Origin of the sequence: Streptomyces bullii (assembly GCF_042657145.1) — a bacterium.
GTDB classification, from domain to species: domain Bacteria; phylum Actinomycetota; class Actinomycetes; order Streptomycetales; family Streptomycetaceae; genus Streptomyces; species Streptomyces bullii.
Window position 1 is genome coordinate 437,055 of record NZ_JBHSNY010000005.1, and the last position, 14,956, is coordinate 452,010.

Consider the following 14,956-nt stretch of genomic DNA (forward strand, 5'->3'; position numbering starts at 1 on the left):
GTCGGGGCGGCCGGGGCGGCGCCCGCTGGGTCAGGGCGGTCGCGGCTCAGCTCAGTTGCATGATTTCCGGGCGCACCAGGTTCTCGTCGAGCAGGAGTTCCTTCACCTTGTCCGACAGCATGCCCAGCTGCCGCAGCACATGGATGATCTGCTGGAACAGCATCTGCCGGTACGCGGCCATCATCGGGTTGTGGCGGGCGAACCGCAGGCCCCGCTCCACGTCCAGGTCCATCCGCTCCCAGATCTCGCGCAGCATGAACCGGCGGGACATCAGCCGGATCGCCTCCAGCAGGAAGTCCTCCCGCTCCCGCAGCTCCGCCGCGGTGACGTCGGCGTACATGCCGTTGAGGGCGGTGACGCCGAACGCGATGTGACGTGCCTCGTCCTGCGCCACCATCTTGGTGATCTGCCGGATGACGGGGTCGCCGAAGCTGCTGCTGGCCAGCCGGAGCGCGGTGATGGCCAGGCCCTCGACGACGACCTGCATGCCGAGGTAGACGATGTCCCAGCGGGACTCCGACAGCAGGTCGTGCAGCAGGGTCCGCAGCCCGGGGTTGATCGGGTAGACGACGCCGAGCTTCTCGTCGACGTAGCGCGCGAACGCCTCGACGTGCCGGGCCTCGTCGGCCACCTGGGACGCCGCGTAGGTCTTGGCGTCGATGTCGGGGACGGTCTCCACGAGGCGGGCCGTGGTGACGAGCGCGCCCTGCTCGCCGTGCAGGAACTGGCTGCACATCCAGGCCTGGTACTCCCAGCGGAAGTCGGTGAGCAGTTCACGCGGCACCGGGCTGTCGTCGCCCACGACGAAGGAGGCCAGCTTGGCGCCGTTCTCTTCCGACAGCTCCGCACCGAACCGTACGTCGTGGTCCCAGTCGATGTCGGTGGTGGCGTTCCACTGCGAGACCTTGTTCTTCTCGTAGAGGCTCCACACACGGCTGTCTCGGTGCCCGTAATTCCAGTTCATGCAGGCCCGGAACACGGCGTCGACTTCCATGAGTTCGGCCGTGACGGAATCCAGAGTGAAGAACGTCGCGTCGGACGCCTCGTCGGGAACAGTGGTCATGGCAGTGAGTGTGCGGGGCGCGTCGTCCCCCTCTCCAGGAACCGGCGGGGCAACTCGGCGGCAGCCCGGTTGCCGGTCCTCGTGCCTGGTCACGTCCCCGTCGCCTGCCCACGATGAGCGGGACGGACGGCCGCGCGGAACGAACGCCGGCCCGGGCGACGAGAGGAAACGGGGAGCCTGATGCGCACGCACGCCGCCGCACAGCTCGCATCGGAGCGGGTCCTGGAGCGCGCCCCGGACCCCGGCCCGCGCGACGTCGCACCACGGACCGAGGGCGCGGCCGTACGGGTCGGGGCCGCGGACCGTCCGTGGATCGTCGGCCGGGTCACCACACCGCACTCCCGGCTGCGGCTGATCTGCCTGCCCCAGGCCGGCGGCAGCGCGGGATCCTTCGCGCCCTGGCGTCTCGCGGCGGAACAGCCCGGCGTCGAACTGGCCACCGTGGAGCTGCCGGGCCGGGGCGTGGGCAGCACCGAGGAGCTCCCGGCCACGCTGGAGGAGCTCGCCGACACGGTGATCGACGGCATCGCCGACGAGTTGGACGGGCCGTACGCGCTGTTCGGCCACAGTTTCGGAGCGCTGCTGGGCTACGAGATCGCGGTGCGTGTCACACGGCGCGGCCTGACCCCGCCGACCGCTCTGGTGGTCTCGGCGTCGCGGGCGCCGCACACGCCGGTGCGCCGGCACGTCTCGCACCTGGAGGACCGGGAGCTGCTGGCGTGGCTGGAGGGCTTCGGCGGGTTCCCGCCCGAGCTGTCGCGCTATCCGGCCTACCTGCACTACGCGTTGCGCACGGTCCGCCGGGACCTCGCCCTCGTCGAGGGCTACCGGGCGGCCGCCGCGGTGCCGGTCGGCTGCCCGCTCCATGTGTTCGGCGGCGCCGGCGACCCGCTGGTGAGCGGGGAACAGCTGGAGCGCTGGCGGGAGTGCGCGGGCGGCGAGTTCACCGCGCGGCTGCTGCCCGGCGGGCACGACTATCTGTTCACCGGGGCGCCGGCCATGCTCGACGCCCTCGCCTCGGCGCTGCGCTGACCGGCCTCGACCGCACGGACGTCCGACCGCGGCGTCGGCCCTGCCGCCCTGTCGCTTGGTTTCCAGGGGAGTTGTGAGAGTTGAACGATCTGACCGGTATCAGCGTGCTCGAGGCGGACGGCGCGGGCCTGGAGCCCTTCACGCGCCGGCACGCCCAGCAGATCGAGGAGGCCGTCGCCGAGAACGGCGCGGTCCTGATCAGGGGGGCCCGCGCCGAGGGCACCGAGGACTTCGGGCGGGCCCTGAAACACCTGGGCTTCGCGCCCCTGGCCTACACGGAGCGCTCCACGCCGCGCAGCGAGGTGGACGACGGGGTGTTCACGTCGACCGAGTACCCGGCGCGTGAGGTGATCCCGCAGCACTGCGAGTCCTCGTACGCGGGTGCCTGGCCCGGACGGCTGGCGTTCTTCTGCGCGGTCCCGGCCCGGACCGGCGGCGCGACCCCGATCACGGACGTCTCGAAGGTGCTCGACGCCGTCCCGGCGGAGGTCGTCGAGTCCGTGGAGCGGCGGGGCCTGCGCTATGTGCGCAACTACGGCAGCGGCGTCGGTCTCGACTGGCGCGACGCCTTCCAGACCGACAGCCGCGACGACGTGAACCGCTTCTGCGCGCAGAGCGGCATGGAGTGGGAGTGGCTGGAGGACGACTGCCTGCGCACCACCCGCCACGCCCCGGCGCTCGCGGTGCACCCGCGCACCGGGCGGCGCCTGTGGTTCAACCACCTGGTGCTGTTCCACCAGTCGTCGCTGCGCCCGGAGGTGCGGGAGGCCCTGGTGGCGGTGCTGGGCGAGGACGGGCTGCCCAACGACGTGCTCTTCGGGGACGGCTCGCCGATCCCCGACGAGACGGTGGCCGCGGTCCGGTCGGCGTTCGACCGCTGTCAGCGGCGCTTCGACTGGGAGCTGCACGACCTCATGGTGATCGACAACATGCGCTGGTCGCACGGCCGGGAGGCGTTCACCGGGGAGCGCCGCGTCCTGGTCTCCATGACGGACCTGATCACCCGGAGCTGATTCCCCGGGCCAGCCTCGGGAGGAAAGTTGCCGGTCCCCTGCCTGGCCCGTGCCCCGGCCGTACGACAGCATCGCTGCGTCGACCGCGTCGGCCTCCCCCCTCCCCCGCCGGCCGACCCACCGTCTTCTGCCCTGCGCGCCCGCGCGCAGCCGACCCCTGCCTGCTTCCGGGGAGGACCCACCAGTGAACGAAGTGACCCAGTCGCCGATCGAGTCCGCGCTGCCCCTCACCCCGCTGCAACAGGGCATGCTCTTCCACGCGCTGTACGACACCGACGCGGTGGACGTCTACACCATCCAGGCGCCCTTCGAACTGCACGGGGAGGTCTCCGCCGAGCGGCTGCGCGCCGCCTGTGACGCCACGCTCGCGCGCCACCCGGTGCTGCGGGCCGGCTTCCGGCTGCGCGCGAACGGGCAGCCGGTGCAGCTGGTCCGGCGCTCGGTGTCGGCCCCGTGGACGGAACTCGACCTGTCCGGGCGGCCCGAGCGGGAGCGTCGGGCGCGGCTGCTGGCCTTCCTGGAGGAGGACCGGCTGCGCCGCTTCGACATGGCGGCGCCTCCGCTGATGCGGTTCGCGCTGGTACGCCTCGCCGAGGACCGGCACGTCCTGGTGCTGACGTACCACCACATCCTGTTGGACGGCTGGTCGTTGCCGCTGGTGCTGCGGGATCTGTGCGTCCTGTACGGCTGTGCGGACCTCGGTGCCGGCGGCGATCCGCAGGCCGGTCTGCCGCCGGTCACCCCCTTCACCGACTTCCTGCGCTGGCTCGGTCGGCAGGACCGCGACGCCGCCCGGCAGGCGTGGCAGGAGGCCCTGCGCGGGCTGGAGGAGCCCACGCTGGTGGCCCCGGGCGCGGTCGCGGCGGGGTTCGACGCGATGCCGGCGATGCTGCCGCTGACGCTGTCGCAGGAGGCGACCGAGGCGCTCACCGCCACCGCCCGGGCCCACGGCCTGACCCTCAACACCGTGGTGCAGGGCGCCTGGGCGCTGCTGCTGTCGGTCCTGACCGGGCGCGACGACGTGGTGTTCGGGCAGACCGTGCACGGTCGGCCGGCGGGGCTCGCGGGCGCCGAGTCCGTGGTCGGCCTGCTGATGAACGCGGTGCCGGTGCGGGTGCGGATCTCCCCCGGGGAGTCGCTGGCCGCGCTGTTCGCCCGTGTCCAGGACGAGCAGCTCGCGCTCGACCCGCACCAGCACCTGGGCCTGGACGAGGTGCAGCGCGTGGCCGGGCTCGGCGCGCTCTACGACACCTCGACCGGTTTCGGGAACGCGCCCTTCGACTGGGGGTCGGTCGAGGAGATCGCGCCCGGCCTGCGGCTGGCTCCGATGACGGAGGACGCCGCCGCGGCCGAGCAGCAGATCAGCGGCTCCACCCACTACCCGCTGAGCGTGGTCGCGGTCCCCGGGCCGCGGCTCAGGCTCGAACTCAACCACCGCACCGACCTGTTCGACTCCGGGCGGATGGAGCTGGTCGCCTCCCTGCTGCGCCTGCTGCTGGACACCTTCACGCACGCCCCCGCCACTCCCGTCGCGGCCGTCGCGCTGCTGACGGACGAGGAGCGCGAGCGGATCGTCGGCGTCTGGGGCCGCCGTCCCGGAGCCGGGGAGACGGCCGGGCGGCGGGCGGTGACGCTCGTCGAGCGGTTCGAGGCGCAGGTGCGCCGGAGCCCGGACGCGCCGGCCGTGGCCGACGCCCGCACCACGCTCGGCTACCGGCGGCTGGACGAGGCCGCGAACCGTCTCGCCCGGCTCATGCTGCACCGCGGGGTGCGGCCCGGGGACCTCGTGGCCGTGGCGCTGCCGCGCGGAGCGGACCTGGTCGTGGCCCTGCTCGCCGCGCTGAAGACGGGCGCCTGCTACGTGCCGGTCGATCCCGACTACCCCGTGGAACGGGTCGCGTTCATGCTGTCGGACGCGGCTCCCAGGCTCGTCGTGTGCGCCGACGCCGCCCATCCGGCGCTCCGGGAGCACCCGTCGACGCTGCCGCTGGGCGACCCCGCCGTCGAGGCCGAGCTGACGCTGTTGCCGGGTCACCCGGTGGACGACGCCGAGCGCGGCAGGCCGCTGCGGCCGGAGGACCTGGCGTACGCCATCTACACCTCGGGGTCGACCGGCCGTCCCAAGGGCGTCGCGGTGGAGCACCGCACGGTCGACGGCTACCTCGCCTTCGCCCGCACGGCCTACCCCGGCCTGGCCGAACAGGCGCTGGTGCACTCGCCGCCGTCCTTCGACCTGACCGTCACCGGGATCTTCGGGCCGCTCACCGCGGGCGGACTGGTCCGTGTCGTCGACCTCCAGGACGGTCCCGACGACGAGGCGGAGGCGGCCGCCGACGCCCCGGCCGACGGCCGGCCGGCGTTCGTGAAGGCCACGCCCAGCCACCTGCCGATCCTGGTGGCGGCCGAGGACTGGCTCTCACCCGTCGGCGAACTGGTGCTGGGCGGCGAGCAGTTGACGGGTGAGGCGCTCGCGGAGTGGCGCTCGCGCCACCCGGACGTGACGGTCGTCAACGAGTACGGCCCGACCGAGGCGACCGTGGGCTGCATGGAGTACCGGCTGGAGCCCGGGGACCCGCTGCCGGGCGGTGCCGTGCCGATCGGCGTGCCGCTCCCCGACGCCCGGATCTACGTCCTGGACGGCTTCCTGCGCCCGGTGCCGGCGGGTGTCCACGGCGAGCTGTACATCGGCGGTGACGTGCTCGCCCGCGGCTATGTCAACCGGCCGGGACTGTCGGCGGCGCGCTTCGTCGCGGACCCGTTCGGCGCGCCGGGCGCCCGGATGTACCGCACCGGGGACATCGCCTGGTGGCGGCCCGACGGGGTGCTGATGTACGGCGGCCGGGTCGACGACCAGGTCAAGGTCCGCGGCTACCGGATCGAGCTGGGCGAGGTGGAGAGCGCGGTCATGGCCGACCCCGCCGTCGCCCAGGCCGCCGTGGCGGTGCGCGAGGACCGGCGTGGGACGCCGCAGTTGGTGGCGTACGTCGTGGCGGCCGCCGGCCAGGAGACCGATCCGCGGGCGCTGGCGGAACGGATCGGGGCACGACTGCCCGCCTACATGGTCCCGGCCGCGTTCGTCCCGCTGCCCGCGCTGCCCGTGACCCGCAACGGCAAGGTGGACCGGGCGGCACTGCCCGCGCCGACAACGGCCCAGGCCCAGGCCCACACGCAGGGCCAAACCCGGACCTCGGCCCAGACCCAAGCCCAGACGCCAGCCCGGACACAGGCACAGCCGCAGGCACCAGCGCAGACGCCGGCCGAAACCCGGACCCCGGCTCAGGCCCGGACACAGGCCCAGGCCCAGGCCCCTGCTCCGCCCCCGTCACAGCAGGGACGGCAGGATCAGCCCGACCACCGCCCGGGCCACGACGACCGACGGCAGCCGAAGCGGGAACAACGGCTGCCTCAGGAACCGGGGGCGGCGGCCCCGGCTGCCGCCGCGCCCGGGCAGGACGGCACCGCGGCGGCCACCGGGCCACGGCCGACCGCCGGGTCCGAGCCCGCCGCAGAGCCCGGACAGGGCGTCGCGGACACCCTCGCCCGCCTGTTCGCTCAGGTGCTGAACCTGGAGGGGTCCGAGGCCGGGGACGACTTCTTCAGCCTCGGCGGGGACTCCATCACCGCCATCCAACTGGTCGCCCGCGCCCGCAAGGCCGGCCTGCGCCTCACCCCGAAGCACATCTTCACCCACCGCACCGCGGGCGCCCTCGCCGACTTCCTCCAGCAGAACGGCAGGCCCGCACCGGAACGCCCCGAGGGCCGGTCCGAGGAGAGACCGGGCGAACGGCAGGCGACCGCGCAGGCCCCGAGCGCCGAGCGCACCGACCACTCCCAGGACGCCGACGCCTCCGACGACGCCACCGACGTCGAGGACGTCATCAGGACCCTGGTCGACCTGTTCGGGCAGGTGCTGAACCTCGACGACGCAGGGGCCGGGGACGACTTCTTCAGCCTCGGCGGGGACTCCATCACCGCCATCCAACTGGTCGCCCGCGCCCGCAAGGCCGGCCTGCGCCTCACCCCGAAGCACATCTTCACCCACCGCACCGCGGGCGCCCTCGCCGACTTCCTCCGGCAGAACGGCGGCGCCGGGAAGGCCAAGGACCGGGACGCCCGGGGGCAGGAGAGCGAGCCCGCCCGCCCCGCGGCCACGGAGCGGGCCGACGGCGGCGCCGAACCGGAGACCGACGCGTCCGCCGCACCGCTGGCCACGCCGATCATGCACTGGCTGCACACGTCCGGCGGCGCCATCGACGCCTTCCACCAGTCGACGCTGCTGCGGGTCCCGCCGGGCCTCGGCACCGTTCCCCTGACCCGCGCCGTCCAAGCCGTGATGGAGCGTCACGAGTCGCTGCGCGGACGGCTCGTCGCCGACGGCGGGCTGGTGCCGGAACCCGTGGACCCGGCCGCCGTACGGGGCGCCGTGCGCCGCGTCGACGTCTCGGGACTCGCGGAGGACGCCCTGCGCGCCCGGATCACCGCGTGCGCCCGGCAGGACGCGGCCGCGCTCGCCCCGCGCGACGGCGCCCTGGTACAGGTCACCTGGTTCGACGCGGGCCCGGACCGGCCGGGCAGGCTGCTGGTCACCGTCCACCACCTGGCCGTCGACGCGGTCTCGTGGCGCATCCTGCTCACCGACCTGTACACCGCGTGGGAGAGCGCGACCACGGGCACCGTGCCGCCGCCGGAGCCGGTGCCGCTCTCCCTGCGGGAGTGGACCGAGCGGCTGCGGGCGGCGGCGCACAGCCCCGAGGTGCTGCGCGAACTCCCGTACTGGACCTCGACGTTGAGCGGGGACAGCATCCGGCTCAGTGAGACCGCGCTCTCCCCCGCCCACGACATCTACGCCACGGCCGGGGAGGTCGTCCTCACGCTCCCCGCCGAGCTGACGTCCCCGCTGCTCACCACGGTCCCCGCCGCGCTCGGCACCCGCACGAACGACGTCCTGCTGACCGGACTGGCGCTCGCGGTCGCCGCCTGGCGGCCCCGGGCGGACGGCGGCACCGCCGTCCTCGTCGACATCGAGGGGCACGGCCGGGAGCAGCTCGACGAGGACGCCGACCTGTCCGGCACCGTCGGCTGGCTGACCTCGCTGTACCCGGTGCGGATCGACGCGGGCGCCCCCGGCTGGACCGCCGACGGCGACCCCGGGGACCCGTGTCTCGGGGAGGCCCTGCGCAGGGTCACGGCCCAGCTCGCCGAGGTGCCGCAGCACGGTCTCGGCTTCGGCCTGCTGCGCCATCTGAACCGGGAGACGGCCGCCGAACTGGCCCCCTGCCCGGCACCGCAGATCGGCTTCAACTACCTGGGCAGGCAGGGCGGTACGCAGGACGAGGACTGGAACGTGGCACCCGAGTCGGACGCCCTGCCGCTCGGCGCGGACCCGCGGATGCCAATGCCGCACGTCGTCGAGGTGAACGCGGCGATCGACGACGGCCCGTCCGGACCACGCCTGGTCGCCCACTGGCTGTGGGCCCGGCTGCACCTGACGGACACCGAGGCCGCCGAACTGGCCCAGCTGTGGTTCGCCGCGCTGCGCGCCCTGGTGGCGCACGCGGCGACCAGGCCGGCGCCCGCCCGGCCGGCGGCGACCGGCGAGGTGGACACCGAGGAGCTGGCCCGGCTCGACGCGCTGACGGGCCTGTCCGTCAGCCGGGTGCTGCCCATGACACCGCTTCAGCAGGGGCTGCTCTTCCACGCCCGGTACGACAGCCGCGACCTGGACGTCTACAACGTGCAGATCGCGCTGGAGGTGCGCGGGCGGCTGGACGTACCGCGGTTGCGGGACGCCTGTGATGCGCTGCTGCGGCGCCATCCCATGCTGCGCGCGGGCTTCGTGCAGCTGCGGTCCGGTGAACCGGTGCAGGTGGTGCCCGAGGAGGCCCGTATGCCGTGGCACACGCACCACCTGGCGGGACTGGGCCCGCGGGAGCGGGAGGAGCGGCTCGCGGCCCTCCTGGACGCCGACCGGCACCGCCGCTTCGACCCGGCGCGGCCCCCGCTGCTGCGCTGCGCCTGGATCGGACTCGGCCCGGACCACCAGCAGGTGGTGCTGACCATGCACCACCTGCTGGTGGACGGCTGGACCACGTCGCTGCTGCTGCGCGACCTGCTCGCACTGTACGACCACGGCGACGACAGCGCCCTGCCGGCGCCGCCCGACTACCGCGCCTACCTGACCTGGCGGGCCGCGCAGGACGAGGGCGAGGCGCGGCAGGCGTGGTTCGGCGCGCTGGCCGGTCTCAAGGAGCCGACGCTGCTCAGCGCGGACGAGGACACCGCGCGGGTGCGGGCGCTGCCGCGGAGCCTGGTCATCGAGCTGTCCGAGGCGGAGACGACGGCGCTGCACGAGGCGGCACGCCGGCAGGGCGTCACGTCCAACACGCTCGTCCGGGCGGCGTGGGCGCTGTGTCTGCACCGGCGCACGGGGCAGCGCGACCTCGTGTTCGGCGCCACGGTGTCCGGCAGGCCGGCCGAGCTGCCGGGCGTGGAGGACATGGTGGGGCTGTTCATCAACACCGTTCCGGTGCGGGTGCGGCTGCATCCGGCGGAGCCGGTGGCGGACCTGCTCGCCCGGATCCAGGACGAGCACGCCGAGCTGCTGCCCTACCACCACCTGCCGTTGACGGACATCCAGCGGGTGGCGGGACTGGGGACGCTGTTCGACAGCTGCGTGGTCTTCGAGAACTTCCCGACGGCACAGGCCCTGCCGAGCGGCCCGGACGACGGTCTGCGGCTGGTGGAGGTGACGGGGTACGACGGCTACCACTACCCGCTGAAGCTGATGGTCGCCCCCGGCCCGCAGCTGCGCCTGGAGGTCAGCCACCGGCCCGACCTGCTCGACGCGGGGTTCGCCCGGCAGGTGGGCGCGGGGCTGCGGGAGCTGCTCACCGAGCTGCCCGCGGCGATGGACGCCCCGACGGAACGCTTCCTGGTGCCCGAACCGGCCGCCGCGCGCGGTCTGCGCCGGCAGCTGTGCGAACTGATCGCGCAGGTGCTCGGCCGGGACTTCGTCAGCGCGGACGACGACGTCTTCGCCCTGGGCTGCGACTCGTTGACGGCGCTGCGCCTGGCGGGCCGGCTGGAGACGGCCCTGGGCCGTCCCGTCGACGTCGAGACCGTCTTCCGCTGCCGCACCGCGCGCGCCCTGGGCAACGCCCTGGCCTGAGGCGTCCCGAGGGGGCGCGCCCTTCGGTTCCGCAGGGACCGAGACACGACCGAGACACCGACAACCGAGACACCGAGACACCGAGACACCGAGACACCGAGACACCGAGACACCGACACACCGAGGACGGATCCCCATGACCAACCCCTTCGACAACGAGGACGGCACGTTCCTGGTGCTCGTCAACGAGGAGCGCCAGCACTGCCTGTGGCCCGCGTTCGCCGCGGTGCCGCAGGGCTGGGAGGTCGTCGTGACCGAGACCGACCGGCAGAGCTGCCTGGATTACATCGAGCAGAACTGGACGGACATGCGTCCGGCGAGTCTCGTCGACGCGGTCTCCGCCGCCTGACCGTCCTGCCCCGCACACCCAAGAGGAGTCACGTGCCATGCAACGGATCATGCTCAAGTCGAAGATTCACCGGGCCACCGTCACCGAGGCCAACCTGCACTACATCGGTTCCGTGACGGTCGACCGCGACCTCATGGACGCGGCGGACCTGCTGGTCGGCGAGCAGGTGCACATCGTGAACGTCAACAACGGGGCCCGGCTGGAGACGTACGTCATCGAGGGCGAGCGCGGCTCGGGCGTCATCTGCCTCAACGGCGCGGCGGCCCGGCTGGTGGCCCCGGGCGACATCGTCATCGTCATCGGTTACGCCGCCGTGGACGACGCCGAGGCCGCGGCGCTGGAGCCGAAGGTGGTCTTCGTCGACGAGCGCAACCAGGTCGTGAAGCTGGGCACGGACCCGGCCTCCTGACCCCGCGCAGGGTCCCCGACACACAGCCGACCACCAACAGACAGGGACATCACATGCAGCACAGCGCCCCGGTCGTCAATTCGTGGAACGAGTGGGATCAGCTCCAGGAGATCGTGGTCGGCTCCGCCGACAACGCCTGTTTCGAGCCCACCGAACCCGGTAGCCGCCCCTCGATCCGCAACCACCCCGACACCCCGTTCCCGACCGGCCCGAAGTCCAAGGAGGCCATCGACCTGGCCAACGAGGAACTCGCCGGTCTGACCCGGCTGCTGGAGTCCCAGGGCGTCACCGTGCGCCGGCCGGAAACCCACGACTTCTCGGCGCCCGTCCGCACCCCGGACTTCGAGGTCGAGAACCAGTACTGCGCGGTCTGCCCCCGCGACGTGATGATCACGCTGGGCAACGAGATCATCGAGGCCACCATGTCCCGCCGGGCGCGGTACTTCGAGTACCAGCCCTACCGCAAGCTGGTGTACGAGTACTGGAACGCCGATCCGCGCACCCAGTGGACCACCGCGCCCAAGCCGTCGATGTCCGACGGCATGTACCGCGAGGAGTTCTGGGAGTGGCCGCTGGAGCAGCGGCACGAGCGCATGCACTCCTTCGAGTTCTGCATCAACCAGGACGAGGTGGTCTTCGACGCCGCCGACATGAGCCGGCTCGGGCGCGACATCCTGGTGCAGGAGTCGATGACCACCAACCGGGCCGGGATCCACTGGCTCAAGCGCCACCTGGAGCCCAAGGGCTTCCGGGTCCACCCGGTGCACTTCCCGCTGGACTTCTTCCCCTCGCACATCGACTGCACCTTCGTGCCGCTGCGTCCGGGTCTGATCCTCACCAACCCGGACCGGCCGCTGCGCGAGGGCGAGGAGAAGATGTTCCTCGACAACGACTGGCGGCTGGTCGAGGTCCCGCAGCCGGTGCTGACCAACGAGGAGATGCCGCCGTACTGCCAGTCGTCGAAGTGGCTGTCGATGAACGTGCTCAGCATCTCGCCGACCAAGGTGATCTGCGAGGCCCAGGAGAAGCCCTTGCAGGACATGCTGGCGGACCTCGGCTTCGAGGTCTTCCCCGTCCCGTTCCGCAATGTGTTCGAGTACGGCGGGTCCCTGCACTGCGCCACCTGGGACGTCCGCCGCGACGGACAGCGGGAGGACTACTTCGGCAACCTGGACTACCGGCCCCTGGCCTGAGTCCCGCCGCTCCGTCCTCCCCCACCGCGCCCCTGCCGGGGCGCGGTTCTATTTGGGGCCCTTGGTGCCGCCCTGACCGTGTCCGGGCCTGCCCTTGCCGGGAGCCGACTCGGTGGGGGCGGTCGGTGCGGCCGGGGCGGTGGCGGAGGTCGGGGCGCCGGTGGTGACGGTGGCGGTGACCGGGGGCTCGGTCGTCGCCTGCTCGGAGGCGGCGGGGCTCTCAGAGGCGGACGGGCTCGCGGACGCCGCACGGGACGGCCCGTCGCTGTCCGAGGTCAGGGCCTCCGCCGCCGGGCCTGCGGAGGACGCGGGCGCCGAGGGCGCGGGCGTGGTGGGCGGCACCGGGTCCGCCGCCGTGGACCCCGTGCGGTCGGTCCCGCCCGGCGTCCCGTCCGCCGGCGCGTCCGAGAAGGAGAAGCCGGCGATCAGCGCGGCCGCCGACACCGCCCCGACCGCTGCGGCGGCCACGGTGACGCGGCGCGAGCGCCAGGGGCCGGGCGCGTGGCGCCCGTGCCGGCGCCGGCCGGGCCCCGCCCCGGCGCCGTCCTCGCCACCGGCCCACACCCCGTCCGTCCGCGCGGGCGGCTGCTCGTAGGGGCCGTCGGTGATCCGGGGCAGCTCGGCCGTCCGGTCGTAGGCGTTCTGCCAGCCGTGTGCCGCCGCCGGGTCGGCGTAGGCGTCGTACGCCGGGGGTGGAGCGGCCTGCGGGTGGTACACGTTCGGCGGCACCGGGCCGCGGCCGTCCCCCGGGTGCGCGCCGCCGGCGTCGTACGTCCCGGACACGCCGGTCGCGTCGTCTGCGCCGTACGCCCCGTTCTCGTACTGAGGTGGCCTCGACATGGCGGCGCATTGTAGAGACGGGAGGGCCCCCTGGGACAGCGCTCGGCGATATCCACCCAAACCGCCGCGTCTCACGTGGCGGAAAACACGGCCCGCCCGGCGTCAGGCGGCCGTAAGCTCCCAGACATGCAGGTGATCCAGTCGACCAAGCTCGCCAACGTCTGTTACGAGATCCGGGGTCCGGTGCTCGAGGAGGCGATGCGGCTGGAAGCGGCCGGTCACCGCATCCTCAAGCTGAACACCGGCAACCCGGCGGCGTTCGGCTTCGAGTGTCCGCCCGAGATCCTGGAGGACATCCTCCGCAACGTCTCGACGGCGCACGGCTACGGCGACGCCAAGGGCCTGCTGGCCGCGCGCCGGGCGGTCGTCATGCACAACCAGACCATCGGCATCGAGACCGACGTCGAGCACGTCTTCATCGGCAACGGCGTCTCCGAGCTGATCGTGATGGCGATGCAGGGCCTGCTGGACGACGGCGACGAGGTCCTCGTACCGGCCCCGGACTACCCGCTGTGGACGGCGGCCGTCTCGCTCTCCGGCGGCACGGCGGTCCACTACCGCTGCGACGAGCAGTCCGACTGGATGCCGGACCTGGCGGACGTCGAGCGCAGGATCACCGACCGCACCAAGGCGCTCGTCATCATCAACCCGAACAACCCGACCGGCGCGGTCTACGACGAGGCGGTGCTCAAGGGCCTGACCGACATCGCCCGCCGCCACAACCTGCTGGTCTGCTCCGACGAGATCTACGACAAGATCCTCTACGACGGCGCCGCCCACACGCCGACCGCGGCGGTCGCCCCGGACCTGCTGACGCTGACCTTCAACGGGATGTCGAAGGCGTACCGGGCGGCCGGCTACCGGGTGGGCTGGCTGTCGATCTCCGGCCCGCGCGCCCACGCCGACTCCTACATCGAGGGCCTGACGATCCTGGCGAACATGCGGCTGTGCGCGAACATGCCGGGCCAGCACGGCGTGGTCGCCGCGCTCACCGGACGGCAGTCGATCAACGACCTGGTGCTGCCGGGCGGCCGGCTGCGCGAGCAGCGGGACGTGGCGTACGAGCTGCTGACCCAGATCCCCGGCGTGAGCTGCGTGAAGCCGAAGGGGGCGCTGTACCTCTTCCCGCGCCTCGACCCCAAGGTCTTCAAGATCAGGGACGATCGCCGGATGGTCCTGGACCTGCTGCGGCGCGAGAAGATCATGGTGGTCCAGGGCACCGGCTTCAACTGGCCCGAGCCGGACCACTTCCGGGTGGTCACCCTGCCGACGGTGACGGACCTCAGGGACGCGGTCGGCAGGATCGCCCGCTTCCTGGACGGCTACGGCCAGTCGTAGCCGCGCGCCGCTCACGCTGTGTGTACACGGCGTCCGGTCTTGTGAGCAGCTCAACTTTAGACGAAATCTAAGCTAGGATGGCTTCCTGTAGAACTCAGGAGGCCATCTCATGTACGAGCCGATCCGCACCAAGTCGGTCCACAGCACGATGGCCGGCGAGTCCACCGACTTCCCCCACCGTTCCCGTGAGGAAGAGCTGGACATCCAGCTCGCGGGCCATCTCGCCGCGCTGCTCGCCGTCACGGACGAGTTGCGGGCGCTGCAGCCGTCGGCCGACCTGGACGCGGCCGCCGAGCGGCTCGCCGAGCAGGTGGCCAGGCTGAGGGGCGGACGCTCGCCGGCCCGCGCGGCGGTGAGCGGTACCCGGCGTGAGCCGAGCGTGCCGGCACTGCACCGGCGCGCCCACACACTGGCGGGCCGGGCGCTGGTCGTCGCCGCCTCCCGCGCCGACACGGCGGCCGCGATCCTGGCCGCCGAGCGGATGGACGCGCACACCGCGGCCCTGGAACCCCGCGAACTCGCGTCCCGCTGAGCCCTCTCACCCCAGGGCC

At 73.1% G+C, this 14,956-nt stretch carries 10 protein-coding genes and 2 pseudogenes; 10 read left to right on the forward strand and 2 right to left on the reverse strand.

Annotation, left to right across the window (positions count from 1 at the left end; all coding sequences use genetic code 11):
• Nucleotides 1-46 precede the first annotated feature (46 nt).
• The gene (locus ACFPZJ_RS16610) at nt 47-1,063 is read right to left on the reverse strand and encodes a diiron oxygenase (RefSeq protein ID WP_381021868.1); all 1,017 of its coding nucleotides are present in this window, start codon (nt 1,061-1,063) and stop codon (nt 47-49) included.
• A 180-nt stretch (nt 1,064-1,243) separates the two neighbouring features.
• Here ACFPZJ_RS16610 and ACFPZJ_RS16615 point away from each other — a divergent pair, with 180 nt between their 5' ends.
• The 8 genes and pseudogenes from ACFPZJ_RS16615 (at nt 1,244) to ACFPZJ_RS16650 (ending at nt 12,227) form a co-directional block, all read left to right on the forward strand.
• Entirely contained in the window at nt 1,244-2,095 is an 852-nt protein-coding gene (locus ACFPZJ_RS16615) for a thioesterase II family protein (RefSeq protein WP_381021870.1), read from the forward strand.
• Nucleotides 2,096-2,175: 80 nt separating this feature from the next.
• On the forward strand, nt 2,176-3,108 hold the full coding sequence (locus ACFPZJ_RS16620) for a TauD/TfdA family dioxygenase (RefSeq protein WP_381021871.1): 933 nt from the start codon (nt 2,176-2,178) through the stop codon (nt 3,106-3,108).
• A gap of 247 nt (nt 3,109-3,355) precedes the next feature.
• Nucleotides 3,356-4,621: pseudogene (locus tag ACFPZJ_RS16625) on the forward strand (condensation domain-containing protein); the annotation flags it as partial.
• A gap of 171 nt (nt 4,622-4,792) precedes the next feature.
• A pseudogene (locus ACFPZJ_RS16630) lies at nt 4,793-6,163 on the forward strand (amino acid adenylation domain-containing protein); the annotation flags it as partial.
• A gap of 3 nt (nt 6,164-6,166) precedes the next feature.
• Nucleotides 6,167-10,276, forward strand: a complete 4,110-nt coding sequence (locus tag ACFPZJ_RS16635; RefSeq protein WP_381022141.1) for a condensation domain-containing protein — start codon at nt 6,167-6,169, stop codon at nt 10,274-10,276.
• A gap of 136 nt (nt 10,277-10,412) precedes the next feature.
• Nucleotides 10,413-10,625, forward strand: a complete 213-nt coding sequence (locus ACFPZJ_RS16640; RefSeq protein ID WP_381021873.1) for an MbtH family protein — start codon at nt 10,413-10,415, stop codon at nt 10,623-10,625.
• 37 nt (nt 10,626-10,662) lie between these two features.
• Entirely contained in the window at nt 10,663-11,034 is a 372-nt protein-coding gene (panD, locus tag ACFPZJ_RS16645; protein WP_381021875.1) for an aspartate 1-decarboxylase, read from the forward strand.
• A 53-nt stretch (nt 11,035-11,087) separates the two neighbouring features.
• Complete coding sequence (locus ACFPZJ_RS16650) at nt 11,088-12,227, forward strand: glycine amidinotransferase (RefSeq protein ID WP_381021877.1); 1,140 nt, start codon at nt 11,088-11,090, stop codon at nt 12,225-12,227.
• Nucleotides 12,228-12,275: 48 nt separating this feature from the next.
• Here ACFPZJ_RS16650 and ACFPZJ_RS16655 read toward each other — a convergent pair whose 3' ends face one another.
• Nucleotides 12,276-13,067: a hypothetical protein gene (locus tag ACFPZJ_RS16655; protein ID WP_381021878.1), complete on the reverse strand. Its 792-nt coding sequence runs from the start codon at nt 13,065-13,067 to the stop codon at nt 12,276-12,278.
• 126 nt (nt 13,068-13,193) lie between these two features.
• Between ACFPZJ_RS16655 and ACFPZJ_RS16660 the strand changes: the two genes are divergently transcribed.
• On the forward strand, nt 13,194-14,405 hold the full coding sequence (locus ACFPZJ_RS16660; protein WP_381021880.1) for a pyridoxal phosphate-dependent aminotransferase: 1,212 nt from the start codon (nt 13,194-13,196) through the stop codon (nt 14,403-14,405).
• A 109-nt stretch (nt 14,406-14,514) separates the two neighbouring features.
• On the forward strand, nt 14,515-14,937 hold the full coding sequence (locus ACFPZJ_RS16665; RefSeq protein WP_381021881.1) for an SCO4983 family protein: 423 nt from the start codon (nt 14,515-14,517) through the stop codon (nt 14,935-14,937).
• Nucleotides 14,938-14,956 lie beyond the last annotated feature (19 nt).

Excerpts from the sequence above, each read along its gene's own strand:
- ACFPZJ_RS16615 (WP_381021870.1), top strand. The coding sequence starts at position 1,244 with ATGCGCACGCACGCCGCCGCACAGCTCGCATCGGAGCGGGTCCTGGAG.
- ACFPZJ_RS16655 (WP_381021878.1), bottom strand. The coding sequence starts at position 13,067 with ATGTCGAGGCCACCTCAGTACGAGAACGGGGCGTACGGCGCAGACGAC.
- panD (WP_381021875.1), top strand. The coding sequence starts at position 10,663 with ATGCAACGGATCATGCTCAAGTCGAAGATTCACCGGGCCACCGTCACC.
- ACFPZJ_RS16635 (WP_381022141.1), top strand. The coding sequence starts at position 6,167 with ATGGTCCCGGCCGCGTTCGTCCCGCTGCCCGCGCTGCCCGTGACCCGC.
- ACFPZJ_RS16665 (WP_381021881.1), top strand. The coding sequence starts at position 14,515 with ATGTACGAGCCGATCCGCACCAAGTCGGTCCACAGCACGATGGCCGGC.
- ACFPZJ_RS16640 (WP_381021873.1), top strand. The coding sequence starts at position 10,413 with ATGACCAACCCCTTCGACAACGAGGACGGCACGTTCCTGGTGCTCGTC.
- ACFPZJ_RS16610 (WP_381021868.1), bottom strand. The coding sequence starts at position 1,063 with ATGACCACTGTTCCCGACGAGGCGTCCGACGCGACGTTCTTCACTCTG.
- ACFPZJ_RS16660 (WP_381021880.1), top strand. The coding sequence starts at position 13,194 with ATGCAGGTGATCCAGTCGACCAAGCTCGCCAACGTCTGTTACGAGATC.
- ACFPZJ_RS16650 (WP_381021877.1), top strand. The coding sequence starts at position 11,088 with ATGCAGCACAGCGCCCCGGTCGTCAATTCGTGGAACGAGTGGGATCAG.